General features: G+C 67.6%; 27 protein-coding genes and 1 pseudogene. 18 read left to right on the forward strand and 10 right to left on the reverse strand.

Translation table 11 applies throughout. The features are described 5' to 3' along the window. Window positions 1–75 precede the first annotated feature (75 nt). Window positions 76–666, reverse strand: a complete 591-nt coding sequence (locus FCH28_RS13240; protein WP_136740076.1) for a dihydrofolate reductase family protein — start codon at window positions 664–666, stop codon at window positions 76–78. Window positions 667–967: 301 nt separating this feature from the next. Between FCH28_RS13240 and FCH28_RS13245 the strand changes: the two genes are divergently transcribed. The 4 genes and pseudogenes from FCH28_RS13245 to FCH28_RS13260 all read left to right on the forward strand — a co-directional run. Continuing rightward, entirely contained in the window at window positions 968–1,708 is a 741-nt protein-coding gene (locus FCH28_RS13245) for a VOC family protein (protein WP_136740077.1), read from the forward strand. A gap of 202 nt (window positions 1,709–1,910) precedes the next feature. Beyond that, on the forward strand, window positions 1,911–2,612 hold the full coding sequence (locus FCH28_RS13250; RefSeq protein ID WP_136740078.1) for a 2-phosphosulfolactate phosphatase: 702 nt from the start codon (window positions 1,911–1,913) through the stop codon (window positions 2,610–2,612). Between the two features lie 76 nt (window positions 2,613–2,688). Beyond that, complete coding sequence (locus FCH28_RS13255) at window positions 2,689–2,925, forward strand: hypothetical protein (protein ID WP_136740079.1); 237 nt, start codon at window positions 2,689–2,691, stop codon at window positions 2,923–2,925. A 60-nt stretch (window positions 2,926–2,985) separates the two neighbouring features. Then, a pseudogene (locus FCH28_RS13260) lies at window positions 2,986–3,390 on the forward strand (IS5/IS1182 family transposase); the annotation flags it as partial. Here FCH28_RS13260 and FCH28_RS13265 read toward each other — a convergent pair. After that, on the reverse strand, window positions 3,387–3,692 hold the full coding sequence (locus FCH28_RS13265; protein WP_136740080.1) for a putative quinol monooxygenase: 306 nt from the start codon (window positions 3,690–3,692) through the stop codon (window positions 3,387–3,389). The pseudogene FCH28_RS13260 and the gene FCH28_RS13265 overlap by 4 nt on opposite strands. A 706-nt stretch (window positions 3,693–4,398) precedes the next feature. Between FCH28_RS13265 and FCH28_RS38095 the strand changes: the two genes are divergently transcribed. From FCH28_RS38095 to FCH28_RS13280, 3 genes are all read left to right on the forward strand, one after another. Continuing rightward, the gene (locus tag FCH28_RS38095) at window positions 4,399–4,608 is read left to right on the forward strand and encodes a hypothetical protein (protein WP_169314144.1); all 210 of its coding nucleotides are present in this window, start codon (window positions 4,399–4,401) and stop codon (window positions 4,606–4,608) included. Between the two features lie 211 nt (window positions 4,609–4,819). After that, the gene (locus tag FCH28_RS13275; protein WP_136740598.1) at window positions 4,820–5,545 is read left to right on the forward strand and encodes an SDR family NAD(P)-dependent oxidoreductase; all 726 of its coding nucleotides are present in this window, start codon (window positions 4,820–4,822) and stop codon (window positions 5,543–5,545) included. A gap of 22 nt (window positions 5,546–5,567) precedes the next feature. Further along, window positions 5,568–5,927, forward strand: coding sequence for a MerR family transcriptional regulator (locus FCH28_RS13280; protein WP_136740082.1), 360 nt, complete (start codon window positions 5,568–5,570; stop codon window positions 5,925–5,927). A 314-nt stretch (window positions 5,928–6,241) separates the two neighbouring features. Here FCH28_RS13280 and FCH28_RS13285 read toward each other — a convergent pair whose 3' ends face one another. Together FCH28_RS13285 and FCH28_RS13290 are read right to left on the reverse strand one after the other, a co-directional pair. Next, window positions 6,242–6,844, reverse strand: coding sequence for a hypothetical protein (locus tag FCH28_RS13285; RefSeq protein WP_136740083.1), 603 nt, complete (start codon window positions 6,842–6,844; stop codon window positions 6,242–6,244). A 156-nt stretch (window positions 6,845–7,000) separates the two neighbouring features. After that, a complete protein-coding gene (locus FCH28_RS13290; protein WP_136740600.1) occupies window positions 7,001–7,699 on the reverse strand; it encodes an alpha/beta fold hydrolase in 699 nt (232 codons plus the stop codon). A gap of 243 nt (window positions 7,700–7,942) precedes the next feature. Between FCH28_RS13290 and FCH28_RS13295 the strand changes: the two genes are divergently transcribed. Continuing rightward, the gene (locus FCH28_RS13295; RefSeq protein ID WP_136740084.1) at window positions 7,943–10,018 is read left to right on the forward strand and encodes an APC family permease; all 2,076 of its coding nucleotides are present in this window, start codon (window positions 7,943–7,945) and stop codon (window positions 10,016–10,018) included. Further along, window positions 10,015–10,506, forward strand: a complete 492-nt coding sequence (locus FCH28_RS40065) for a carbonic anhydrase (protein WP_425471925.1) — start codon at window positions 10,015–10,017, stop codon at window positions 10,504–10,506. Before FCH28_RS13295 ends, FCH28_RS40065 begins: the two co-directional genes overlap by 4 nt. Here FCH28_RS40065 and FCH28_RS13305 read toward each other — a convergent pair. Together FCH28_RS13305 and FCH28_RS13310 are read right to left on the reverse strand one after the other, a co-directional pair. Then, complete coding sequence (locus FCH28_RS13305; RefSeq protein ID WP_136740085.1) at window positions 10,410–12,047, reverse strand: flavin-containing monooxygenase; 1,638 nt, start codon at window positions 12,045–12,047, stop codon at window positions 10,410–10,412. The two genes, FCH28_RS40065 and FCH28_RS13305, sit on opposite strands and share 97 nt — an antisense overlap. A 206-nt stretch (window positions 12,048–12,253) precedes the next feature. Beyond that, entirely contained in the window at window positions 12,254–12,634 is a 381-nt protein-coding gene (locus FCH28_RS13310; protein WP_136740086.1) for a MerR family transcriptional regulator, read from the reverse strand. Between the two features lie 66 nt (window positions 12,635–12,700). Between FCH28_RS13310 and FCH28_RS13315 the strand changes: the two genes are divergently transcribed. From FCH28_RS13315 to FCH28_RS13325, 3 genes are all read left to right on the forward strand, one after another. Beyond that, window positions 12,701–14,362: an MFS transporter gene (locus FCH28_RS13315; RefSeq protein ID WP_136740087.1), complete on the forward strand. Its 1,662-nt coding sequence runs from the start codon at window positions 12,701–12,703 to the stop codon at window positions 14,360–14,362. A 727-nt stretch (window positions 14,363–15,089) separates the two neighbouring features. Further along, on the forward strand, window positions 15,090–15,686 hold the full coding sequence (locus FCH28_RS13320; protein WP_136740088.1) for a carbonic anhydrase: 597 nt from the start codon (window positions 15,090–15,092) through the stop codon (window positions 15,684–15,686). Window positions 15,687–15,759: 73 nt separating this feature from the next. Further along, on the forward strand, window positions 15,760–17,217 hold the full coding sequence (locus FCH28_RS13325) for a SulP family inorganic anion transporter (RefSeq protein ID WP_136740089.1): 1,458 nt from the start codon (window positions 15,760–15,762) through the stop codon (window positions 17,215–17,217). A 483-nt stretch (window positions 17,218–17,700) separates the two neighbouring features. Here the strand turns inward: FCH28_RS13325 and FCH28_RS13330 are convergent, their stop codons facing one another. After that, window positions 17,701–17,973 carry a hypothetical protein gene (locus FCH28_RS13330; protein ID WP_136740090.1) on the reverse strand — a complete coding sequence of 91 codons (273 nt, stop codon included), beginning with the start codon at window positions 17,971–17,973 and terminating at the stop codon, window positions 17,701–17,703. Between the two features lie 209 nt (window positions 17,974–18,182). Between FCH28_RS13330 and FCH28_RS13335 the strand changes: the two genes are divergently transcribed. The 4 genes from FCH28_RS13335 to FCH28_RS13350 all read left to right on the forward strand — a co-directional run bounded on the left by FCH28_RS13335 (window position 18,183) and on the right by FCH28_RS13350 (window position 21,797). Further along, entirely contained in the window at window positions 18,183–19,169 is a 987-nt protein-coding gene (locus FCH28_RS13335) for a helix-turn-helix domain-containing protein (RefSeq protein WP_136740091.1), read from the forward strand. A 178-nt stretch (window positions 19,170–19,347) separates the two neighbouring features. Next, complete coding sequence (locus FCH28_RS13340) at window positions 19,348–19,530, forward strand: hypothetical protein (protein ID WP_136740092.1); 183 nt, start codon at window positions 19,348–19,350, stop codon at window positions 19,528–19,530. 166 nt (window positions 19,531–19,696) lie between these two features. After that, on the forward strand, window positions 19,697–20,566 hold the full coding sequence (locus tag FCH28_RS13345; RefSeq protein ID WP_246102764.1) for a DMT family transporter: 870 nt from the start codon (window positions 19,697–19,699) through the stop codon (window positions 20,564–20,566). A gap of 43 nt (window positions 20,567–20,609) precedes the next feature. Next, window positions 20,610–21,797 (forward strand): M20/M25/M40 family metallo-hydrolase, encoded by a 1,188-nt coding sequence (locus tag FCH28_RS13350; RefSeq protein ID WP_136740094.1) that lies wholly within the window; start codon window positions 20,610–20,612, stop codon window positions 21,795–21,797. 208 nt (window positions 21,798–22,005) lie between these two features. Here FCH28_RS13350 and FCH28_RS13355 read toward each other — a convergent pair whose 3' ends face one another. Both FCH28_RS13355 and FCH28_RS13360 read right to left on the reverse strand, forming a co-directional pair. Next, window positions 22,006–22,461 (reverse strand): Clp protease N-terminal domain-containing protein, encoded by a 456-nt coding sequence (locus tag FCH28_RS13355; RefSeq protein ID WP_136740095.1) that lies wholly within the window; start codon window positions 22,459–22,461, stop codon window positions 22,006–22,008. A 6-nt stretch (window positions 22,462–22,467) separates the two neighbouring features. Further along, entirely contained in the window at window positions 22,468–22,671 is a 204-nt protein-coding gene (locus FCH28_RS13360; RefSeq protein ID WP_136740096.1) for a helix-turn-helix domain-containing protein, read from the reverse strand. Between the two features lie 178 nt (window positions 22,672–22,849). Here FCH28_RS13360 and FCH28_RS13365 point away from each other — a divergent pair, with 178 nt between their 5' ends. Together FCH28_RS13365 and FCH28_RS13370 are read left to right on the forward strand one after the other, a co-directional pair. Further along, window positions 22,850–23,569 carry a DUF998 domain-containing protein gene (locus FCH28_RS13365; RefSeq protein ID WP_222852417.1) on the forward strand — a complete coding sequence of 240 codons (720 nt, stop codon included), beginning with the start codon at window positions 22,850–22,852 and terminating at the stop codon, window positions 23,567–23,569. Window positions 23,570–23,967: 398 nt separating this feature from the next. Next, on the forward strand, window positions 23,968–24,780 hold the full coding sequence (locus tag FCH28_RS13370; protein WP_136740097.1) for a phytanoyl-CoA dioxygenase family protein: 813 nt from the start codon (window positions 23,968–23,970) through the stop codon (window positions 24,778–24,780). A 304-nt stretch (window positions 24,781–25,084) separates the two neighbouring features. Here the strand turns inward: FCH28_RS13370 and FCH28_RS13375 are convergent, their stop codons facing one another. Continuing rightward, a complete protein-coding gene (locus FCH28_RS13375; RefSeq protein ID WP_136740098.1) occupies window positions 25,085–25,576 on the reverse strand; it encodes a MarR family winged helix-turn-helix transcriptional regulator in 492 nt (163 codons plus the stop codon). Between the last annotated feature and the right edge of the window lie 62 nt (window positions 25,577–25,638).

Below are 25,638 nucleotides of genomic sequence, written 5' to 3' on the forward strand. Positions count from 1 at the left end.
TTCGCTACGCACCGCCGGAGTTATCTACCGGCTGGACTCCCCCGCTGGTAAGTGACGTCCCCCACCTTGATCACATTAGTCGCGGGTGTAGGTCAGGAAAGCCGCCCCGCTACCCAGGACGGTGTGGTCCGTGAGGTTCCAGATGCGCGGGTCGAAAGCGGCCTTGCGGCCGAAGAGGGGGATGCCGCCGCCTGTGGTCAACGGGCCCAGCTTGACGATCAGTTGGTCGATCTCGGCGTACAGGGTGCCGGCCAGTTCGCCGCCACCGATGAGCCAGATGTCCTTGCCGTCCTCCTGCTTCAGCTCCCGCACCTTCGCCACCGGGTCGCTCGTGACCAGCTCCACGGCCGGGTCGGGGCTCTCGGTCAGAGTGGTGGAGAACACCAAGTGCCGCAGATGCGGGTAGGCGTCGGTGATACCGGCTTCCAGGCCGATCTCGTACGACTTGCGCCCCTCGAGGACGGTGTCGAAGTGCGTGCCCTCCGCGGTGATGGACAGTGCTTCCCTTGCCGGGGCGGGCAGGGTCTCGGGGTACTCCTCGGCCATGTGTCGTACATAGTCATCGGAGATCGGCCAGAAGCCATCGGGTCCTGTGGGATCGGCGCCGTCGGGCCCGGCGATGAAACCGTCGAGAGTGGCGGCGACGTAGTACACGAGCTTGCGCACGGAGGGTCCCCCTGTGGATCGGTAGGTCGGTCGGCCCTCCAACCGGTCGGCCGAGGGGCGCCTCAATGATCACCGTGCATCTGACCTGGCACAATACCTTTCTGCCGGGGCGTCACACACGAGAGCCACCTCGCCGCTCGCCATCTGCGTGGCGCGTCAGGTGGCTCCGCAGCCTCCATCCCGCCCGATCACGACTGAAGACAGGCCCTAGTTGGCGAGCCGAGCATGGCGGCTGGTGATGTGATCTCTGTTTGGCGAAGGTACCTGCGGATGTCGTTGCAGCGTACATAGGATCGCCGGCATGGCACTGCGACCTGTTCTGGTGAACATCAAGGCTCTGGATGACTCGGTGGTCGGCCGGTTCTGGGGGGAGGCGCTCGGCTGGAGTGTTTCCAGCTCGGAACCGGGCGCGACCGCCGCCAAGCCCGTCGGCTTCGATTGGCTGGACCCGGTCGGCGTATGCATCGACGTCATCGCCGTCCCGGAACCCAAGACGGCAACAAAGAACCGTGTGCACCTCGATCTCGCCACCACCTCTGCGTCCCACCAGGCGGAGCTGGTCGCGCGTCTGAAGGCTCTCGGTGCGACGCCCGTAGACGTGGGTCAGGGCGACGTACCGTGGACGGTCCTCGCCGACCCGGAGGGCAACGAGTTCTGCGTGCTCGAACCTCGGGAGATTTACCAGGACACCGGGCCAATCGCCCGGGTGGTGGTCGACTGCGAGGACCCACGGGCCATGGCCCGGTTCTGGGACGAGGCGATGGACTGGACCCTGCACGAAGTGACCGACGAACATGCGGTGTTGCGCTCCGCCAAGGGTGTTAGCCCCTACCTCGAGTTCCTCCGCACGCCCGGCGTGAAGACCGTGCCTGACCGCGTCCATCTCGACCTGCTGCGGTACCCCAGTGACGATCACGAGGCGGAGGCAACACGGCTGCGGGCCCTCGGCGCCAGCGACCTCGACGTCGGCCAGGGCGACGTCCCGTGGAAGTGCCTGACCGACCCGGAGGGCCACGAGTTCTGCATCCTCGCCCGGTCCTGACACGAGCCGACGCAGCAGGAAGCGGACCGAGGCAGCCCTTGCGCCTGCGGCGACGTAGGAGAGTTCCGTGCGGACTCCATAGAACCTTGCGGACTACTTCGCGACGCCGCAGGCAGCCGGAGGTGTCGCATCCCGGGACCGTCGACATGATGCCTATCACTCTCTGGGTGCATCGGGTTGGGCACGCGCGATCATGACCGGCATGGACGCTCGTTTCCTTGGTATCTCTGACCTGACCGAAGTCCCGTCCGTGGCGGTCGTAGTCGACGTCATGCGTGCTTTCACCGTGGCTGCCTGGGCCTTTGCCCAGGGGGCGGAAAAGATCGTTCTTGCTGAGTCGCTGGACGAAGCGCTGGCGCTCAAGGCTCGCCACCCGGATTGGGTGGCGCTCAAAGACGGTCCGTCCGCGCCCGGGTTCGACACCGTCAACTCCCCGGGCCTACTGCGGTCCATCGACCTCGGCGGACGGACCGTTGTGCAGAAAACCACGGCGGGGACGGTCGGCGCCCTTGCGGTCAAGGAGGCGCCGCTGGTGCTGTGCGCCAGCTTCGTGGTGGCGGAGGCAACGGCGCAGCTGTTGCGGACGCACAAGAGCGACAGTGTCACGTTCGTGGTCACTGGCGAAGATGGGCAGGCCGATGAAGACCTGGCGTGTGCTCAATACATCGCTCGGACGGCCACCAAAGTTGGGACAGATGCTGCTGAGTTCCTCCGCCGTGCTGCCGCATCGCGCGCCGCCGCCGAACTGACGGAGGGGGTGCGTCAAGGAGTCCACCCTGATGACGTTGCGCTCTGTCTTGAGGTCGACCGATTCCCCTTTGCCATGGTGGCGACCTTGGAAGGCGCTCTCATGGTCCTGCGTCCGCACGCGATGCCTTCGCTGACTGACGAGGACCCGGCCTGATCTTATGATGTCCCCCGACTTCTCCATGCCGGGGGACATCAGCCGAAGAACAGAAGGAACCACCGTGCCCCCCACCGTGAGCGACACGAAGAAGAAGCAGGACATCCCGAACCTGCCCATCTGGCTCACCATCCCCATCGGCTTTGTTGTCGCACTCATCCTCGGCGAGCACTACGGCGCCCCGTGGTGGCTGCGCTCCATTGCCGTCATCGCTGTCAGCCTCGTCATCGAAGCGGTCAACCAGGCCGTACGGCGCATGGCAAGCAGGGGGAAGGATGGGGTGGATGGGGTGGAGCCAAGTGATGAGGGATGACGTCGCCGTGATGTGTTGATCGGAGACGGCACCCATCACACGCTCGATGCGCCCCGAATCAGGTCCGGCAGGGGGCTGGGTGCTGTCCGAGGGCGCTGGGTACTGTCCGGTGGGGCGTGTGCCAGGGCGTTCGTCATCGCACCAGACCAGTGGGGCGATGCCCCACAACTGATCCCGGTCCTCGAACGCATCCGTGTCCCGCGTCCGGCTCGCGGTCATCCGCGCACGCGCCCCGATCGCCTGGGCGGCGACAAAGCGCACTCGTCCCGCCGGAACCGGCGGTGTCTACGGCGTCGGCAGATTCAAGCGCACCATTCCCCAGCGCAAGGACCAGCGGGCCGACCGCCAGCGCCGCGGCAGCGCGGGCGGCCGATTCACCGGCTTCGTGGCGTACGGTTCCACAGCACAGTGACCGTTGCCGCCATCCGCCTCTGGCTCCGCTCATGCCCGCCAAACAGCCCTTAGAGCACGCCCTTCGTGGTGTCTCCGGTCGGGAAAGCGTCCATGACTGCGATATCGAGGGGCTCGGCGAGTGCATCGGTGATCGCGGTGGCAATCGCACCGAGAGCCTGGCCTTGGCTGTGGGCATCCAGGCTGGCCTGGTCGGCCCACTTCTCCACCACCACGACTCGGTCTGCTCCGGCGTGGACGGCATAGAGCTGGCAGCCATTCTCGGCGTGAACGGCCGGGGCGTGCTTCTCGAAGGCGTTCAGAACCTCATCGCGTCGGCCGGGCTTGGTCTTGATCGTCGCAATAACAACGGGCATACGGTTCCTCCTGGTATTGGGTAGTAATGGTTACCCTATCGATCTTCGACCCTGAGGCTCGAACGAGAGTCCCGACCGCTCGTCACGAGGGCGGGTGCTGGCGCGTCGACATGGCAGAACTACGCGACACGTCCTGGGTCTGGCCGAACGATTACGTGCGGAGCCAGATAACCAGGGCTGCTGTGGTGGCAGTGCTGAGGAAGATGTGGCCGCGTTTGTCATAGCGAGTGGCCACGGCCGGGATCCGGGATGGTGTGCCGGATGCCCCTCGCCGCAAGATCCCCACGGCAGCTTCCGTTGCCTGCCGTCCCACCTGCCTGGCGACGTACTGATGCGCTTGGCAGTCGGGTCGTAAGCTGACGCGATCGCAGGGCCACCGAGCACTGGACGAAGGTCGGCGCCGACTGGTCCGGGTACCGAATGAGGAAGATGCATGCAGGGCGAACCAATAGTCGGACGGCGGGCGAGGAACTACCGGTTGTGGCTTGTTATCCCGGCATCAGGGATGGCAGCCGTCTGGCTCGCTCTCTACGAGCGCTCGCCCGCTGCGGTTCCGTCACCCCAGTTCTACATCCTGTGTGGAACCCCAGGATCCCTGAAGGCGCTCACCTTGGCTTCGGTCCTGTTCATCGCCGGAGCCGCAGCCGTATCCGTGACCGGAACCGTCCGCGCCATCAGAAAACCCACACGCCGTCCCCTGCGTCCGATGCTTCACCTGGCCGTGGCACTCCTTCTCCTTGTGGGAGCGGACAGCGCGGACTACCTCGGAAGCGGCATCGCCTACCGCGCGGCGGTGCACAGCGGCGCGAACCTCGCCACCTGCGAAAGCTCCTACCAAGTCACGCCAGGTTGGTTCTTCTTCCTCACTCCGGAAGACCGCTCGCAGTGGCCCAGCCGCGCAGCCGAGCCCAGGTGATCCATTCGCCGATCGCTTTAAGCCCCGTCAAGCCCCGTCAATCCCCGTCAAGCCTCTTTAAGCCCCTGTCTGTTCTGGGTGCGTCGACCACGAACGTTCGCCGGGGTGGATGCCTGATGTCGTCTGCCAGTCCTTGACCTTGACCTTGACGCCAGGGTCAAGGCTTAGCGTCACGCGCATGGAAGAGACACCTACCCTTCGCGGCCGGGCAGTGCTGATCACCGGAGGAGGCACCGGGATCGGTCGTGTGGCCGCCCAGCAGTTCGCCGCCGAGGGGGCCGACGTTCTCATCGTCGGCCGGACTGGCGAACGCTTGGCGCAGACGGCCGGAGAACACCCGCGCATCCGAACGTTCGTGGCCGACGTCGCCGAGCCCAATGCCCCCGCCGACATCGTGGCCGCTGCGGTGGAAGCGTTCGGCCGCATCGATGTCCTGGTCAACAACGCCGCGATCACTCGTCCTGCTCCGCTCGGTGCGATCGACCGGAAAGTCGCCGAGGAACAGCTCGCCACGAACCTTCTCGCCCCGGTGTTCCTCACCCAGCACGCTCTGCCTCACCTGGGGGCCGGTGCCACCATCGTCAACATCTCCTCCAACCCGCCCCACTACGGCTGGCCGGACAACTCGATCTACGGATCAACGAAGGTGGCTCTGGACTTCCTGACCCACACGTGGGCAGTCGAGCTCGCGCAGCGCGGCATTCGCGTTCTGTCGGTGGCCCCAGGGATAACGGCGACACCGGTGCTGAGCCAATCCGGGCTCTCGGACGAGCAGATCGCCGTGGCAGGCAAGGAGTTTCGGGCCCGAATCCCGCTCGGGCGTATCGCTCAGCCCAAGGAGATCGCCTGGTGGATCGTGAACGCGACGCGCCCCGAGGCCGGTTACCTCACCGGTACGGTCATCCGTGTCGACGGGGGACTGAGCGCGGCTGGGTGAAGCTGGGTGAAGAGGGGGAACGATGCTGATCGGAGAGCTGGCGAACGAGGCCGGCACCACCATTCGGGCACTGCGCTATTACGAACAGCAGGGCCTGCTCCACCCCCGGCGAGCGCCGAACGGGTATCGGGAGTATGACGAGACAGCAGTCGGCCAGGTGGTCAACATCAAGCTGCTGCTCTCGATCGGCCTCACCGCCAATGACGTCCGTGCCTTGCTTCCCTGTCTCGGTCAAGACATCGCCGATGGTCCCGTCTGCCCCTCGAGTGCACGGGTCATCGCTCGGAGGCTCACGGACGTGGAGGAGAAGATCGCCGCGCTGGACGTTGTCCGTACACGTCTCACCGAAGTACTGGCCCAGGCCCAGCAGCTGGTGCGTTGACCACAAACGTCCGCCGGGATTGTTGCGCCACCGCAGGCGACCGGATCGACTTCACCGCGGCCTAGGAGTGGTCGCCGCCTGTGCGGCGCCGGGGTCGCGCGCCGGTACCGCACCGAACTGGTGCTGCCCCGGCGCACGATCTACTTCCACTTCTCCCCCCTGGTCGGCCAACCTGCGCACACAGACAGGCTCAGCCACCGCACCCCAGCAGTCGGAAAAGACATCACCGCCATCACCGCCATCACCGCCCACCCAATCGCCGGAATCGCCACCTCGGCGAACCTTCCCAGTCCGAGCACCAGACCTTGCCCGGCTCAGCCGAACCAGACCACCAAGCGGACGTTCTCATCCCCGTACACGGCCGCCAGTTCGCGCATCGCCGCCCATACCGGGCCCCAGCTGCGATCCGGCGGGGCGAACATACGGGGCGTGAGGACCACCGGGCGGTACACGGCGCCGTTCAGACGGATCTCGCTGCTCGGCGGCCATTCCGATGGCATCAGATCCTCGCCGAAGAGCTCCTCCGCCGCGTCGAGGACCTCGACCGGTGCCCAGATCACGTCGTCCAGGGCGAGCCCGCCGTCCGGGCCCGGCCGCCACACGCCGACGCGGGTGTAGTCGGGACCGTCGCACACAGGCCCGTCCCAGTCGACCGCCGCGACCTCGGCCCATGTGGCGTACGAGTGGCTGTGCTGCCAGTCCTCCGCCCCCGTGTCGGCGACCGGCGCCGAGACGTCGTCCGGAAGCCCCCGCCGGTCGAACAGTGGCCGTTCCACGCCGAGGCCCGAGCCGAAGCCGAAGAGGCACTCCCAGGCGTCACGCTGCCGCACGAGCCCGAAGTCCAGCAGATCCACCTCGGTCTTCCAGCCGCCGCCGGACTCGCGTGTCTCAATCGCACCATCGATGTCCGCCCCCATGGGCGAGGATCCTATGGCCTGTCCGGCGGGTCATGAGCGGAGACTTCGATGCGACGCTTCAGCTTTAGATCGCAACCGCAGGACGCGAGGATCCCGAAGCGGTCGACCTCCAGCATTCGGCCGGCAGCCGACCACCGCGAGCGCCAGGACCTGCAGTCACTCCCCTGCCCCGGCGAGGAAGAGCTGCGCCAGCTCGCGCGGCTGGGAGAACATCGGCCAGTGACCGGTGTCCAACTCGACCAGCCGCCAGTGATCGCTGGTCAGCAACTTGGCCACGTCGTCGCTCGGCTCGGCCCCCGCGAGCAGACACTTGATGTACGTCGATGGAAGGTCACCGAGCGGCCGTGCCAGCACAGCGGGCTCGGTCAGAGAGGCACCCGGATGCGGCGTCGAGCCACCCACGATCCGCGCGATCTGCTCATCGGTGAGACCCTGGCCGTCGTAGTGCGCTGCCGGCACGAGCGGCCAAAACCCCCCGTTCTCGGCGATCGATGCCTTCAGCTCCGCCCCACCGTCCGGCCAGGCGGAGGCGAATGACTCGCCATCGGTCGGAACGCTGGAGTCGACGAAGACCACGCGGGCCAGCCGGTCGCCGATCCGCTCGGCGGCCTGACCGACCGGGATGCCCGAGTAGCTGTGCCCGACCAAGACGACGTCGCGCAGATCCTTGCGTTCGACCTCGTCAACGATGTCCTGGACGTGGATCTGCTGTCCCGCCGGCACACCCCGTTTGTCGGCAAGACCGGACAGTGTCACCGGGTGAACGCCGTGGCCGGCCGCACGCAGATACGGCACCACCTCGTCCCACGCCCACGCCCCGAGCCGCGCACCTGCAACCAGCACGAAATTCACCATGCCCGCACCGTAACGGTCAGCTGGTGAGCCCGGGTTCGGCGCCGGGGAACGGGTCGGACAGAACTCCCACCGCGACACGGACACTGGCACTGACACCGACACCGACACCGACACCGACACCGACACCGACACCGACACCGACACCGACACCGACCAGCAACCGTGTACGCCCGTCCGGGTCACTCGCGATCTTCGGCGTTGTCATGGGGCTCGGGCGAAGGCTGCCGCGCATACGCTCGCGGCGTGCTCAACGTGACCGGTCTGCTGAAGCGCCTGGTGATCGGGCGGGCCAAGCGCAGTGAGGAGCTGGGCGAGACCCTGCTGCCGAAGCGGCTCGCGCTGCCCATTTTCGCGTCCGACCCGCTGTCGTCGGTGGCGTATGCCACGCAGGAGATCCTGCTGGTCCTGACCCTCGGCGGACTGGCCTACCTCCACTTCACGCCTTGGATTGCGGTCGCCGTGGTGTCGCTCATGACCGTGGTGGTGCTGTCGTACCGCCAGGTGGTGCACGCCTATCCGAGCGGTGGTGGTTCGTACGAGGTCGCTTCGACCAATCTCGGCCCGTCGGCCGGGCTGGTGGTCGCGTCGTCGTTGCTCGTCGACTACGTGATGACGGTCGCGGTCTCGGTCGCTTCGGGTGTGGACAACATCATCTCGGCGGTGCCGGAGCTGGCCGATTACCGGGTGCTGATGGCGGTCGGCTTCGTGGCGCTACTGGCCGCGATCAATCTGCGCGGGGTGCGGGAGTCCGGCCGTGCCTTCGCGACGCCGACGTATCTGTTCATCGGCGGTGTGCTGATCATGTGCGGTACAGGTCTCATCCGGTATTTGGTGGGCGACGCCCCCGTGGCCGAGAGTGCGCGGTACGGCATCGAGGCGGAGCCCGGTGACGTGGGCCTCGCGGGCTTCGCGCTGCTGATGCTGGTGCTGCGGGCGTTCTCCAGCGGCTGTACGGCGCTGACGGGTGTCGAGGCGATCTCGAACGGCGTACCGGCCTTCCGCAAGCCCAAGTCGGCCAACGCGGCGGCGACCATGCTGGCGATGGGAGCCATCGCGGTCACGATGTTCGTCGGGGTCACCACGCTGGCGATCGTGGCGAAGGTCCACATGGTCGAGGACCCATGCCGGCTGACCGGGCTGGCCGATTGCGGCACGCACACCCAGCGGACCGTCATCGCCCAGCTGGCGGCGTCCGTGTTCGGAGGGTCGGACAGCTTCGGCTTCTACTTCATCCAGGCCGCGACGGCGCTGATCCTGATCCTGGCCGCGAACACCGCGTTCAACGGCTTCCCCATGCTCGCGGACATCCTCGCCCAGCACCGGTATCTGCCGCGCCAGCTGCACAACCGCGGCGACCGGCTGGCCTTCTCCAACGGCATTCTGGCTCTCGCGATCGTCGCCGGGCTGCTGCTGTGGAGCTACAAGGCGAATGTCACCGACCTCATCCACCTCTACATCCTCGGAGTCTTCACCTCGTTCACGCTCTCCCAGTCAGGCATGGTCCGGCACTGGAACCGGGAGCTGCGCACCGAGACGGATTCGGCAGTGCGCCGCCGATACCAGGTGGCGCGGGTCGTCAACGGGGTGGGCGCCTGCGTCACGGGGCTGGTCCTGGTGATCGTGCTGGCGACCAAGTTCCTGCAGGGCGCCTGGCTGGCCGTGCTCGCGGGGATCGTGCTGTGGGTGATGATGCGGGGCATCCGCCGCCACTACGACACCGTCTCGGCCGAACTTCAGGTGACCGACCCCCGTACCGAGCTGACGCTGCCGTCCCGGGTCCTCTCGATCGTGCTGGTGTCCACCATCCACAAGCCGACCCTGCGGGCGCTGTCCTACGCCCGTGCCTTCAGGCCGGACCAGTTGGAGGCACTCACGGTCGCGGTGGACCGCGAGAGTGCCGCCGAACTCCAGCGGCAGTGGCGCGCGTACGACATCGAGGTCCCGCTGAAGATCATCGATTCGCCGTACCGGGAGGTCACCCGGCCGGTCGTGGAGTATGTGCGGAGCATCCGGCGGGAAAGCCCGCGCGATGTGGTCGGTGTCTTCATCCCCGAGTACGTCGTCGGGCACTGGTGGGAGCACCTGCTGCACAACCAGTCGGCGCTGTGGCTCAAGACCCGGCTGCTCTTCACCCCGGGTGTGATGGTCACCAGCGTGCCCTGGCAGCTGGCCTCCTCCGCCCGCGCCGACCACCCGGCCGCCCGCGCCGCCGGCTCCGTACGCAAGGGCGAGCCGGGGAGGGCGGGCGGCCCCGCGTACGAGGACGTCGACACCGGCGCAGGCACTGGCACTGGCACTGGCAGCACAGGCACCTCATGACCGCGCCTATCGGGCCCGCGAATTCCTCGGCCCTCGTCACCCGACGTTGGGATGACTTTCGGTCGTCACCTGGCGAGGGATCCTGGCTCAACCACGACGAACTCGCCGACCTCATCGGCGAGTTGCGCAGCGCGATCGCGTCCACATTTCGCAGCACCTCCCGCCGTCCAAGATGGGCGCGCCGCCGGGCCTCGCCGTCCCAAGCCTTCGACCTCCTGCCGGCCGGCGACGCGCGCTGGGTTGCGGGGCGCCGAGCACCGGTGCTGGGCGGCATCGAGTACGCGGTGAGCGTGCTGGACTGCCCGCTGGTCGTGGTGCTGGGTCACGACTCCTGCGGCGCGGTCGCGACCACCGGGGCCGCCCTGGCCGCCGGGCTCGCTGGGGACGCTGCCTATGAGAAGGACGTGGCGGAGAGGACGAAACCGGAGTATCCGCTCCGGGCCGCGGCGTCGCACTCCCCCCGGTACCGGTCCAGCCCGCCCGCGTAGACCAGGAACCCGCGAGGTTTGCCCGGTATGTTCGCTCCCGTGTACCAGGAGGCTGCGGCCGGGTAGAGCGTCCGGGCGGCGATTTCCGCCACTTGGGCGGTCCAGTCCGCCTCGGCCGCCGGAGCGGCATCGATCTCTGTGAGACCGTTTCTCCGCAGATGGGCGATGCAGTCAGTGATCCACTCCACCTGCTGTTCCAGGGACACCGCGATGTTGGTGAGCACGGACGGGCTGAGGGGTCCGAGGACGGTGAAGAGGTTGGGGAAGCCGGCCGAGACGAGTCCCAAGTGGTGCCGCGGGCCGTCCGCCCACTTCTCCCGGAGCGTCACTCCGCCCTTGCCCACGATGTCGATGGCGAGCTGGGAGCCGGTCAGGGCGTCGAAGCCGGTGGCGAAGACGATCGCGTCGAGGGCGTGTTCCCCCTCCGAGGTCCGGATGCCCCGGGGCGTGATCGTCTCGATCGGGGTTGTGCGCAGGTCCACCAGCGTCACATGCGGCTGGTTGTAGGTGGCGTAGTAGCCGGTGTCCAGGCAGGGACGCTTGGTCGCGAACGGGAACGTGCGCGGGGACAGCAGTTCGGCCGTCGCCGGGTCGGTGACGATCGACCGGATCTTGGAGCGGACGAACTCGGCCACGGTCTCGTTGGCCTTCTCGTCGGTCAGGATGTCGGTGTAGGTGCGCAGCAGTCCGCTCAGCAGCCCCGAGCCCCAGGCAGTCTCGTAGGTGGCCGTGCGCTCCGCCACGCCCACCTCCAGGGCCGACCTGGTCGGCGGCTCGAAAACGGTCCCGCCCCGAGACAGCCGCTGAGCCCGCCGGAACTCCGGGTACCGGGCCTTGAGTTCCGCTGTTTCCGTGCCCCGCAAAGGGCGGTTGTGGGCCGGCAGCGCGTAGGCCGGGGTGCGCTGGAAGACGGCGAGTGCGGCCGCCTCCTCGGCGATGACGGGGATGGCCTGGACACCGGAGCATCCGGTTCCGATCACGGCGACCCGCTTGCCGGTGAAAGAGACCTCCTCACGCGGCCAGCGGGCGGTGTAGTAGATGGCACCCGTGAAGCTGTCGGCCCCGGGGATCCCGGGATCCTTGGGGACCGACATGCAGCCCGACGCCATGACGATGAACCGGGCGGTGATGGTCCGTCCAGTGTCCGTGGAGACTTGCCAGACGTGACGGTCCTCGTCGTACGCGGCACGGGTGACCCGGGTGCTCAGCGTGACGTCCCTGCGCAGGTCGAACCGGTCGGCGACGTGGTGGATGTAGCGCAGGATCTCCGGCTGGGACGCGTAGCGCTCGCTCCACTCCCATTCCTGGTCCAGTTCCGGGGAGAAGGAGTAGGAGTACGACATGCTCTCGACGTCGCAGCGGGCACCGGGGTACCGGTTCCAGTACCAGGTCCCGCCAATGTCGTCACCGGCCTCGAAAACCGCCGTCGTTAAGCCGAGTTCACGCAGTTGGTGGAGCTGGTAAAGGCCGGAGAGCCCGGCCCCGACGATGACGGCGTCGACCGCGTGGGCGGCGGGAAGCGGGGCGGGGGTGGTGTCCATCGGGTTCTCCTGTCTCCCGGCGCGCGGGGCGGGGGCGTGCGGTGTGTGGGGTGGGCCCGGTCGTCGTGCGGAGGGCCGGGGCGAAGGCGTAGGGGCGACATCCTGGTGCACTCCTGGGCGTTACGGGAACATGCCCTGGTGGCTGAGGGCCGGTGATTCAGGACGACGGGGCTTGCGCTGCACCGACCTCGGCGGTGACGGCCTCGTCAGCAGTCAAGTGCCTGGGCCGCCTCAGGAGGGACGGGCGCGGCGATGATGGCGTCCAACATCTCGCGTGCGTCCCGTAGTTCTTCCATGGCGGCAGTGATCCGGTTCCGCTCCCTGGCCAGGTCGACCAGCAAGTCGGGGCAGGCGGCCGCGAGTTGCCCGCCCTCGTCGACCATGCAGGGAAGTACGTCGGCGATGGTTGCGGTGCCCAGACCGGCGGCGAGCAGCGTGCGGATGCTCCGCACCGTGTGGACGTGGTCATCGGTGTACTCGCGGTACCCGCTCGGCCGCCGCAGCGGACTCAGCAGCCCCTGCTCCTCGTAGTACCGCAGTGCCCGTTCGCTGACTCCCGTCAGACGTGACAACGCCCCGATACGCATGTGATGACGAGCTCCCCGAAAAGCGAGTTGACTCTGACGTCGACGTGAGGGTTTAGCTTACGCGGCATGTCAACGGAAACGCCCCACACATCCTTCCCCCGACAGCTGGCCGGGCCCCGAGAATGGCTCGGGCTGGCCGTGCTCGCGCTCCCCACCCTGCTGCTCGCCATGGACGCCACCGTGCTGTACCTGGCCGTCCCGCATCTGAGTGTCGCCCTCCAGCCAGGCGGCAGCGAGCTGCTCTGGATCGCCGACATCTACGGCTTTATGATCGCCGGCTTCCTGGTCACCATGGGCACTCTGGGCGACCGAATCGGCCGCAGGAAACTCCTGATGGTCGGCGCCGCCGCGTTCGGCGTCGCTTCGGCACTCGCCGCGTACTCCACCAGCCCCCAGATGCTGATCGCGGCTCGCGCGCTGCTCGGGATGGCCGGAGCGACTCTGATGCCGTCCACCCTCGCGCTGATCACCAACATGTTCCGTGACCCGAAGCAGCGCGGCACGGCCATCGGTGTCTGGGTGACCTGCTTCTCGGCCGGCGTCGCGCTGGGGCCTGTGCTGGGCGGACTGCTGCTCCAGGCGTTCTGGTGGGGCTCGGTCTTCCTGCTGGGCGTGCCGGTGATGATCCTGCTGCTGGTGACCGCGCCGGTGCTGCTTCCCGAGTACCGCGACAACCAGGCCGGTCGACTGGACCCGGCCAGCGTGGTGCTGTCCCTGGCCGCCATCCTGCCGATCATCTACGGCATCAAGGAGCTGGCCAAGGACGGCTTCGCGGCGCTGCCTGTGTCCACCCTGATCGGGGGTCTGATAGTCGGGGTGCTGTTCGTGCACCGGCAGTCCAGGCTGGCCAGTCCCCTGCTCGATGTCGCGCTGTTCAGGAACCGTTCGTTCAGCGCCGCCCTGGGAATCCAGTTGCTCAGCATCGCCGCCCTGGGCGGGGTCTACCTGTTCATCACCCAGTACACGCAACTGGTCGAGGGGCTCTCGCCACTCAAGGCGGGGCTATGGCTGCTGCCCGCCGCCGGTGCGCTCATCCTGGCGTCCGCCCTGACTCCGGCACTCGCCCGCAAGATGCCCGCCGCGTATGTCATCGGGGCCTCGCTGGCGATCTCGGCGAGCGGCTACCTGGTACTCACCCAGGTGGACAGCGTCTCCGGGCTGCCCGTCCTCGTGACCGGCTTCATCCTCGTCTACCTGGGCATCAGCCCCATGTTCGTGCTGGGCACCGACCTGATCGTCGGGGCCGCCCCTCCCGAGAAGGCGGGCTCCGCCGCCTCGATGTCCGAGACGAGTACCGAGTTCGGTGTCGCGCTGGGCGTCGCGATCCTCGGCACCGTGGGCACCGCCCTCTACCGCGATCGGATGACCGTCCCCGTCGGGGTCCCTGCGCCGCAAGCCGAGTCCGCTCGCGAAAGCCTGGCCGACGCCATGGCCACCGTGAACGGCCTCCCCGACCGGCTGCATGACATCTTACTCGACTCCGCCCGAGCCGCCTTCACCGATGGTCTGAACGTCGTCAGCGGAATCAGCGCCGCGCTCGTCGCCGCCATGGCTGTACTGGCCGTATCGCTGCTGCCGCGAACCCGCCCTGACCACGCCACTACGGAGCCCAGCGCCGTCACAGACCCCGAAACCACCGCAGTCAGCACTGGTACCACGGAGGCCGGAGCCACCAAAACCGCCGCAGGCATCACGAATATCGCAATCGCCGAGTCCCCGCCCCAGTAGCGGCCGACTCACCCCGCCAGGAGGCGCCTCGTCCGACGGGCCATGGTCCCCAGCTGGACTCGCACCTCCGCCGACGACATGCCGCTCGACGCGCCCTGCCGTGCCCGCTGAGCGCATATGGCGGTGGCGGGCAGGGCGCGCCGCTGTGGTGAAGGTGTGCGATCCGAAAGGGGCGGGCGCTCGCGGGAGCGCCGTTCCGCTTGCGTTCTATGGGCGTACGCCTGGGTGCGCAGCAGTGGGAAATGCGCCAACTGGCCACAGGAGCACAGCGCTTGACTGTTATTTGACCGTGACTTGACCCCCTGACATGAGGTAATCTCCACGCAAAGAGATGTTCGCGCGGTAGTCAAGCGAACTGCCTAACGTGCTGTGCTGACGCAATAGCACGCATGTGCTCTGGCAAATAGCTACGTTACTCGGGGGGAGATGTCTGATGGAGCGGCGGCGGATTCCATGCGATTCCGGCCACTGGTCGGCATGGTCGCTCCCGGAACACAGACGTTCCCGCTCCGGCCGCCTTGCGATGGCGAGGCGCTGCGCGCTGTAGGCGCGAGCGCCATCCCTTTCGGTTCACCTCTTCGCTTCACCTCTTCGCTTCACGTCGACGATGACGCACAAGCACCGGCGTGATGGCCTTCGGGCACGCCGACACCCACCCCCCCTTCCACTGATGACCTGAACACACCGCGCCGATCGAGCACGCTCACGGCGCAGGAGAAAGGCCACCATGAAGTCCCTGGTTGACAACGCACGATCCTTCACGACGATGCACGTGGCCGAACGTGCCGAGGAGTTCAGCGCCCTAGAGGCCGGGCAGAGCCCCGAGGTGCTGTTCATCACCTGCTCCGACTCGCGCGTGGTGCCGTCCCTGATCACCGGCGCACGGCCTGGTGAACTGTTCGAGCTGCGGACGGCGGGCAACATCGTGCCCGAGTACCGCAGCGACCACCCCGCCGCCGAGACGGCCACCATCGAGTACGCGGTACGGGTGCTCGGCGTCCGCGACATCGTCGTGTGCGGACACTCCCACTGCGGCGCGGTCAACGCGCTGGTCAGCGGAGGTGATCTCTCCGGGTTGCCCGCCGTACAAGGGTGGCTGGAGCATGCAGCCACCCAGCCCGAGACCACCGCACCCTTCGCCCCGGACGTTGCCGAGGCGGCCCAGCTCCACGCGGTCGCCCAGCTGGAGCGACTGCACACCCACCCCTGCATCGCGGAGCGGGTCGCGGAGGGCACCCTGAGAGTGCATGCCTGGTACTACGAGGTGCACACGGGCGCCGTGCAGCAGTACGGGCCGGACGACAAGTCTTTCCGGCCGCTGTGACTCGCCTCCGCCCGCCTCACGGGCCGCCGAGTACCTCTCTCCGTCCGCTTCCGCTGTGCGAGGAAGTCCACTGATGCTCTCCACCCTCAAAAAGTCCGCCCACCTGCGGCGTGATGTCCTGGCCTCCCTCGTTGTCTTCCTGGTCGCACTGCCCCTGTGTGTGGGTGTGGCCGTAGCCTCGGGAGTGCCCGCCGAACTCGGCCTGATCACCGGCATCGTCGGTGGCCTGGTGGTCGGTTTCCTGCCCGGCAGCAGCCTCCAGGTCAGCGGCCCGGCCGCCGGCCTGACCGTCCTGGTCTTCGAAGCGGTTCAGGAATTCGGCCTCGGTGCGCTGGGAGCCATCGTCCTGATAGCCGGCCTGGTCCAACTCGCCCTAGGCGCACTGCGGTTCGGTCGCTTCTTCCGCGCGATCACGGTCGCCGTCGTCCAGGGCATGCTCGCCGGCATCGGACTCGTTCTGATCTTCGGCCAGCTCTACACCATGGCCGATGTCAAGCAGCCCCGCTCCGGGATCGACAAGATAGCGGGGCTGCCGCGCCTGGTCGCCGAGATCGCCACCTCCAGCGCTGCCTTGACCGCGTTCGCGATTGGGGCGGCCACCATCGCTGTGCTCGTCCTGTGGAAGAAACTTCCGGCCCAGGCGCAGCTGGTCCCCGCGCCGCTTGCCGCAGTCGCCCTGGTCACAGCCGCCACAGCGGTGGCCGGCTGGTCCGTCCCCCGCGTCGAGGTCCAAGGAATCCTCTCGGCCATCCAGCCGCCGGGGATGTCGGACTTCGCCTCGCTGGGCAGCCTCGCCGCCCTCGGTACGGTCCTTGCCTTCGCTCTCATCGCCTCGGCCGAGAGCCTCTTCAGCGCCGCCGCCGTCGACCGTATGCACGACGGCCCGCGCACCGACTACGACAAGGAGTTGATGGCCCAGGGGGTGGGCAACGCCGTCTGCGGCGTACTGGGCGCCCTGCCGATGACCGCGGTCATCGTGCGCAGCTCCGCCAACGTCCAGGCCGGAGCCAAGACGAAGCTCTCCCGCATCCTGCATGGACTGTGGCTCGTGCTGTTCGCGGCCCTCTTGCCGGCCGCGATCGGCATCATCCCACTGGCCGCACTGGCCGGGGTCCTCGTCCACGCCGGCTGCAAGCTCATCCCGGTCAAGGACCTTCTGCCCCTGTGGCGCGAGCACCGCGGCGAGACCGTTGTCCTGGCCGTCACCGCGATCGCCATCATCACCACCAACATGTTCGAAGGCGTCCTCCTCGGCATCGTCCTCGCCGTGGTCAAGTGCGCCTGGGAGACCTCCCACATCCACCTCGACGTCCACGAGACCACCGACGGCCGGCTCCTGGTCACCCTCACCGGGTCCGCCACCTTCCTTCGACTGCCCCGCATGCTCGAAACCCTCGAAGCGCTCCCTCACGACAGGCCCGTCGAACTCGACCTCTCCGAGCTGCGCCACCTCGACCACGCCTGCCGCATCACACTGGAGAACTGGGCACAACAGCGGGGAACCACGATCGGGGTGCTCGCGAAGGCCTGACCGGCCACTCCTCTCGATCGCACGACCTGCGGACAGCTCGCCGCGCGCAGCAGACGCGCATGACTCATCCGCTGTCGCCCCTCGCCGATGTCAGGCGAGGGGCGGTACGCCCGACACCCCCGCTTCGTCCTCAGCACGGTAGAGCTCAAAGGAGGCAACGGTGTTCGATCGCAGGGCAGAAGCAGAAATGAGGCTGTACTCAGAAAAGCTGGCCAGAGAACTCGCCCTGAAGCGGCACCGCGAGGAGGGCAGCCGGCACAACGTCGACCCCCAAACCACGTCTCCGACTGATGAAGGGCATGTCGCCGCTGAAGCGACAGCCACCGCAGACGCGGAGCTCAGTGGCACGCCCGCGCGACCGTGACTTGCCGGGCTTTCGGCGCGTGCTGGCGCGCCAGGGTCTCAGTGGGCAGGGACGACGAACTGATCGACGTCTCGCCGCAAGCGCGCAGTCAGTCGACGGAACTGCGCCAAGCGGCAGCATCATCCATGGCCGATGCGCCAGCCTCGGAGTGTGGGTGCGGTCCCGATCGCACGTTGGGTGATGGCGTTCGCCGCAGTGGCGGCAGCGGCCGGGGTGGTTGCGCGGATGAAAAAGGTGAGGTCCGCGCGAAACTCGACGGGATGGAGATGGAGATGTTCGAGACCGTCGCCGGGTCGCGCTGAAAGCCAGAACAGGTCAACCGCGACTGCGGGCAGGATGGCGTGCTCAGGATGAGTTTCGTCGGTCGTGAGCGTGACAGTGACGATATGCATCGAATGCCCTCAAGAGAAAGGTAAGTGGGAGTGGGGGGATTCGGGCTCTCGTTCATCCTCTTTGCCGGTCGGCAGGGTTGGTAGAGGTGCGCGCTGGCATGAAGTGCTCGCGGCAAGAGGTTGCCTTAGGCGGTACGGAACTGCGAAGATCGTCAACGTTCCGTGGGCGGACAGGACAACCCGATAGGCGAACGCTGGGGGGATTTGTCTTGTTGTCCGCGCTGGGTATCGACGAGCACGCCGAGGCCGTCTACCGATTGATGCTCGACCAGCCCGACTGGGGCGTGGTCGAGATCGCCGAACATATGGGGCTGACCGAGACCGGGGTCCGCTCCGCCTTGGACCGGCTCGCCGAGCTCAACCTGCTGCGCACCTCCCTCCAGACCGAGGGGTCGCTGCGCCCCATCAACCCGGCGGTGGGTATCTCGCTCCTGCTCGCCGAGCAGGAGCGTCAACTGCGGTGCGCGCAACAGCAGTTCGTCGAGACGCAGGCGGCTGCACTGCGGCTGCTGGACGAGTACGCCGCCTGGGGAGCCGGCCGTCACGATGTGGAGCAGCTCATCGGCATCGACGCGATCCAGGACCGCCTGGAGCAGCTCGCTCACGACTGCACGACGCGGGTGCTCTCGTTCATGCCTGGCGGCGCACAGTCAGCGGCGAGCCTGGAGGCGAGTCGGCCGTTGGACCAGGCCGCACTGGGGCGAGGAGTCGCGCTCCTCACGCTGTACCAGGACAGCGTGCGCAATGACCCGGCAACACTCGCTTATGCCAGGTGGCTGACCCGGCTCGGCGGGCAGGTCCGCACCGTCCCGGTCCTGCCGATACGGATGGTGCTGTTCGATGACGCCACCGCGTTGCTGCCTGTCGATCCCGACAACACCCGTAAAGGCGCGGTCCAGTTGAGTGGCCCGGGTGTGATCACGGCACTCGTGGCGCTGTTCGATGCCGTCTGGCAGCGAGCTGCCCCTTTCGGCACGGATCGGGATCGGGAACTCAACGATGCCGGGTTGACGGGGCAGGAAGTGGAGCTGCTGCGCTTGTTGTCGCAGGGGCTCACCGATGAGATCGCCGCCCGCAGGCTGGGTATCGGGCTGCGCACGGTGCGGCGGATGATGTCCGACCTGATGGGCCGGCTGGGGGCCCGGTCACGGTTCGAGGCCGGGGTGCGGGCGGCCCAACGGGGCTGGCTCGACTGACCTGCGGGTTCGGTGGCATCAGCCTGCCTTGGGAGTTCATGCCACCCGGGAAACCTTCCGTCGGCTCGCGTGATCGGGAAATCTCTTCATCACCGGGGCAGCGCCGAACCGGAAATGCACGGTTCGGCGCTCCCCCGAAGTGAACTTCCGACCAAGGTTTTCGAGCTGGGGGACCGCCATGTCTACATCCCGTCGCATCATCGCCGTTTCCGCTGCCGCCGCACTCGCGCTTATCGGTTCCGCGGCCGGTGGTGTGGCCGGCGCCGACCGGGGCCCGGCCTCGCACCGGGCGGCTGGTAATGCCTTCGAGTCGCCCCAAGTCTGGGTGGCGTTGGATGAGAAGAGCATCGGCTGGGACTAGCCATGGCGACAGAAACAACATGACGACAACAGAGCTTTTCGACCGATGCAAACAAAGAAAGCAAGGACCTGTGGTTCAGCAACTCGACACTTCGCCCACCACCACAACCAGAACGACATCGACCGCTGTCGCCTCCGAGCCTGAACCCTCACGTGCCCGCCTGGGATTGTGGCTCGGCCCGCTCCTGGCCGGCGCCGCCACCCTGATCTGGTCCGGGAACTTCGTCATCGCCCGCGCTCTGCACGAGGACGTCGCCCCCATCCAGACGGCGTTCTGGCGCTGGGTCATCGCCCTGTTGGCCATCCTTCCGTTCGCGGCCCGCGGCCTGTGGCAACAGCGCGCAGCGGTCCGCCGGCACCTGGGCTACATCACCGTCGCCGCCCTCCTCGGCGTGACCCTGTTCAACACGTTGATCTACATCGCCGGCCAGTCGACGTCCGCGACCAACCTGGCGCTGATCGCCGCCGCGTCCCCCGTGCTGATCGCGGGATTCGCCCTCATCGGCGGTGAGCGACCGGACGCCCGCCGCACGGCCGGACTGCTGATCGCGCTGATCGGTGTCGTCGCCCTCGTTTCCAAGGGCTCCCCGGCCGTCCTGCTCGGCATGGACTTCGCGACCGGAGACCTCTGGATGCTGGCCGCAACCGCCACGTTCGCCGGCTACAGCGCACTGCTGCGCCGCAAGCCCGACACCATTTCCGGCCTGTCGTTCCTGCTGGCCACATTCATCGCCGGAACGGTCCTGCTGGCCCCCGTCTACGCGGTCAGCCTCGCGACACAAGGTGGCTTCACCCCGCACTCGGGAACGGTCGGAGCACTGCTGTACATCGGCATCGCGTCGTCGGCGATCGCCTTCTTCACCTGGAACAAGGCCGTCGCGCTGATCGGCGCGACACGGGCCGGAATCATCTACTACCTCCAGCCGATCTTCGTCGCCGCCGTGGCCTATCTCGCGATCGGTGAGGCCACCACTCCCGTCCAGTACGTGTGCATGGCCACGATCCTCACCGGCGTCGCCATCGGCGCCAAACGCTGAGCCGTCATCCAACCCATCTGAACCGCAAGGAACCACAACCAACATGAACGCCGTGCCCGTACCCGCCATCAACGCTCAGCGTCTCCTGACCGACATCACCCACCTCGCCCAAATCGGCGCAGGCCCCGACGGCTCCATCCACCGGATCGCCGGAAACAAGGCCGACTGGGCCGGCCGCGACTGGATCGACAAGACGATGCGCGTCGAGGGCCTGTACTCCTACTACGACGAGACCGGCAACGTCTTCGCCCGACGGCAGGCCACCAGCGGCCCCTGGCTTCTGATCGGCTCCCACGCCGACACCGTCCCCGGCGGCGGCCACCTCGACGGCGCCTACGGTGTCATCGCCGCGATGGAGGTCCTGCGCACTCTTCACGAGACCGACCACCCCGTTGCCGACCACGTAGAGACGGTCGCCTGGTTCGACGAGGACGGCGTCACCCCCACCAGCAACGGCGGGCTGGTCGGCTCCACCGCCCTCACCCAGCACCCGCACCTCGACGAACTCGTCGGCTACCTCGAACTGCACGTGGAACAGGGCCCACGTATGGAAGCCTCCGGACTTGAGCTGTCACCAGTAACGGGGATCGTCGGCGTACGTCGTTACACCCTCACCGTGCGCGGCCAGGAGAACCACGCCGGCACCACGCCCTTCTCACTGCGTGCCGACGCCGGCCGCGTCGCCTCCCGCACGGCCGCGAGCCTGCGCGACATCTGCACCGAGGTCGACCCGCTGTCCATCGGCAACGTCGGCGTCATCGAGTTCGGCCCCGGAGCCGCCAACGTCGTACCGGGATCGGCACGCGCCGAGATCGAGATCCGTGCCGGGCAGGAGGCCGCGCTCGACGACATCGAGGCCGAGCTCCACGAGAGTGTGGCCCGCATCGCGGAAGAAGAGTCGTGCACGGCGAGCCTGAACCGCACCAGCGCGAAGCCGGCGGCACAGTTCGACAAGCGCGTGGTGGACCTCGTGGAGGGGGTGTGCCGAGACCGTACGAAGGCATGCGAGCCCCTGCTGTCCTACGCCGGCCACGACGCGTCCGTGATCTCCACCAAGCTGCCGACCGCCATGCTCTTCGTGCCCTCGACCGGCGGATACTCCCACTCCAACCGCGAGCACACACCCGAGGAGCACCTGATCCTGGGCACTCAGGCCCTTCTGGAGTCAGTCATACGCGCGACAGGCATGCTGATGGACAGTAAGGACACGAGCCTGATCCTCGCTGCCTGACGTCCCCGGTCACGCGCAGGCCCCGGCCCCGTACCCGTACGGCCGGGGCCGCGGCGCGTTGCGAGGGGGTGCGGCGCACGGCCACCTTTCGAGGGCTTGCCGGAGCCAACTCGACGTGTCAGCCGTTGACTCGAAGCTCGTGCCCAACAAGACCGAGATGACGCGGCGGGGCCTCTGCCTGATGCGAGGGTTCCTGGGTTTCCAGCTGTCACATGCGGTCGCGTACGGCTGTGGGGTCGATGTGCAGGTGGTCCATCAGTTCCGCGGCGGGGTCGGGTCGCTTGCAGGTCAGGATCGCCAGCAGGACATGGCCCGATCCGATATGCCGACTGCCCGCCTTCCTCGCCTCGGCGACACTGCGTTTGAGGATCGAGCGGGCGCCGGAGGTGTAGGGGGTGCGCTTGCGCGAGGCTGGGATAGGCGCCTGCTCAACGCCCTCGACATCGATCCCCACGACGGCCAGCGCCATCCGGTCGAGGGCGTCGAGGGCCGCTCGGGCGGCCGCCAGGTCGACGCCGAGAGCTCGCGCCGCGCCGGAGTCCTGAACCCGCAGCACGCCAAGGAGGAGGTGCTCCGTGCTGATGCGGCGGTCGCCGCGCAGCCGGGCCTCCTCGTTCGCTGAGGCGACCACCGCGCGGGCATCCGATGTGAACTGTTCGAACACGGTTCCTCACTTCCCGTACTTGGCATGCACGGACTGGCGCGACACGCCCAGCGCATCGCCGATCTGCTCCCAGGACCATCCCTGCTGTCTGGCACGCGCCACTGCCACCGCCTCGACCTGTTCGGCCAGCCGGTGCAGCGCGCCCACCGCCCGCAGCCCGACGGCGGGGTCTTGCGACCGAAGGCTCTTCGCGAGATCTCCTGTTTCCATGACTGTCAGTCTGGATTGACAAGGGAACCGTGTCAACCCAGACTGACGGGCGTCCGGGCGGTGCCGTGCCGCCTTCCGCTCATCGACATGCCCGCTCTCCGCACCTCGCCGGTCCCATCCGCCGAATCCGCGCGGAGCGGACGCGCCGGACGCCGATCACCATCTCCCTGGAGGAACGATGCAGCCAACACCAACGCAGGGCATGTCTCGGCGGGGTGACCCGACACGAGCCGGCTACCTGCTTGCCTGCGGCGTGATCGCCGGCCCTCTGTTTGTTGTCACCTGCATCGTCGCCGGTGCCACCCGCGCCGACTACGACCCGTTGCGCCATCCGGTCAGCTCACTCGCCCTGGGTGACCTCGGCTGGATACAGGTGGTCAACTTCATCGTCACCGGCGCTCTCGGGCTTGCCTTCGCCTTCGGGCTGGGACCTGCACTTCGACCTCTGGGAGGCTCACCCTCGGGGGCGCTGCTGGTCGGCGCATGGGCAACAGGGCTCCTCGGTGCGGGGATCTTCGTCACCGATCCGGTCAGCGGATACCCTTCCGGGACTCCTGAGAGGCTCGCGCACTACGGCAGCACACACGCCGCCCTGCACGACGGGCTCTCGCTTATCGCCTTCCTGGCGCTCGCAGTCGCCTGCTTCGTCTTCGCTCGACGTTTCGTCGGATGGGGCAAGCGCGCCTGGGCGATCTACTCGGCGCTCACCGGCATCGCCTTCGTGGCGACGTTCGCCCTGTCCAGTCTGGGCTTCGACCAGACCGAAGGACTCGTCGGCATGGCAGGGTTGTTCCAACTTGCCGCGATCACTGTCGGCTGGTGCTGGCTGAGTCTGCTCGCCCTACACCTGCTCCAGCGTGACGTCCGCCAGCATCGGGCGGAAGCGCAAGGCCAATAACGTCTTCCTGCGCACTCGGGACGGCGCAAGCGCCCGGTACGGCGTCGGACGGCCGGGCGGATTCACAGGACCACCCGAAGGCATCCGTTGCCATGCCGCTCGCTTAACTGCCCAATCTCATGCGCGCTATGTGTCTCACTGCTCGTGTGGGCGAGCATGCAATGAGCCATGTTCCCGCAGCCGATGCGGCCGGGCCTGCCGATGCCTCATGCGGATCGTTGTTCCAGGCGTGATAGGCCGAGGGGTGACCGATAGCAGGTGGGCGGTGCTGGAACCGCTGCTGCCCAAGATAGTGGCCGAGGCTGCCGAGCTGGCAAGAAGGGGCTCGGTGAGCACCCGACAAAGGTGGTGCGGAGAATGTCGGGTGATCGGGAACGGTGTCGCCGCACGATGGGGGCATGGATGACACGACCTTGGTTTCCCGCTTCCTCCGCGACGGCTTCGTGAAGTTGGAGGGCGCCGTCGCACCGCGCGTGGCCGCTGACTGCGCCCGACTGCTGTGGCGAGAGACGGGCTGCGACCCGGACGATTCAGCAACGTGGACGCAGCCCGTGCACTGGGTGGCCGGCATGGCGCAGGGCCCGTTCGCCGCCGCGCCCAACTCCCCTTCCCTGCAACACGCGTACGACCTGCTCGTCGGCGCGGGACGCTGGGAACCGCGCTACTCACTGGGCACGTTCCCGCTGCGCTTCCCGCACGAGGACGAGCCGGACGACGCGGGCTGGCACATCGAGGGCAGCTACATGCCGGAGGGCGAGAGCTGGTACTTCACCAATCTGCGCTCCCGGGGCCGGGCGCTGCTGATGCTGTTCCTGTTCAGCGAGGTCGGTGAGGAGGACGCCCCGACCCGGATCCGGGTCGGCTCACACCTCGATGTGCCGAAGGTGCTGGAGAAGTACGGGGAGGACGGGGCGAGCGGGCTGACCCTTGCGCCCGACCTGGTGGCGGCCTCCGACCACCGCCCACTCGCCCTCGCCACCGGGTCCCCGGGCGACGTCTTCCTGTGCCATCCGTTCCTGGTGCACTCGGCGCAACCCCACCATGGGGTGCGGCCCCGTTTCATGGCCCAGCCGCCACTGATGCCGGCCGCGCCGTACGAACTGGAGCGGGCCGACGGCGCGTACTCACCCGTGGAGATCGCGATCCGTCGGGGCCTGGGACAAGACACCCCCGGTCCGGACGGGGACGGCACCGACTACAGCGCCCGGTAGACATGCTTCACCCATTCCAAGAACCGGGCGGAGAACCAGCGCCCGAGCAGCGGAACGTCCGGCAGCCCCGCGCCGGCCGTCGGGCGGAGAACTGCCAGCGGCAGCGGACCACCTGACAGGCACGGCCCCGCCGCTGCCCGCGAGGGGAGCGAACGGGGCCGATGTGGGGACACTGATCGGTGGGTCAGCAGTTCTTGGGCGGGTGGACCAGTGACATGAAGTACCCCGACCACACATACTCTCCGGGGGCGAGGTCCTGGATCGCGTACTTTATGGGGTTCCCCCGGGTACGACGGCCGCGGGCTCAGGTGGTGGGTGGGGTGGTCGCGCGGCGTGTCTGCTGGATCAGGACGGTGGTGGCGCGTTCCAGGAGTTCGCAGAGTGAGGCGTGTTCGGAGGGCGTGAACGCGTCGGCGAGCGCGCGCTCAAGGATGATCACCTCCTGGTAGGCGCGGTCCAGCAGCGTCTGGCCCTCATCGGTGAGGGTGGCGATCTGCACCTTGGCGTGCACCGGAGACGTCTCGCGGCGGATGAGTTCCTTGTTCTCCATGTTGGTCAGCACGCTGCTCATGCTCTGCTGCGTCACTCCGCAGGAGCGGGCCAGTTGGGCGCCGGACATGCCGCCTTCGCGCGAGAGGATCAACAGCACGAGGTACTGCGTCATGGTCAGCCCGTAGGCACGCAGTACTGCCTCGTGGTGTGCCATCAACGCCTGCTCCGACCGCCTGATCCGGGTGCAGAGGTCGTTATCGATCGGGGCTTCCACCGCGTACTCCCACTCCATTGACAGGTTCATGGGTTGACTCAGGAACCTTATATGCCTACCGTTCTCGACTGTAAGGATACTGAGACAACACA

It is taken from the genome of Streptomyces piniterrae, assembly GCF_005048155.1.
Classification (GTDB): domain Bacteria; phylum Actinomycetota; class Actinomycetes; order Streptomycetales; family Streptomycetaceae; genus Streptomyces; species Streptomyces piniterrae.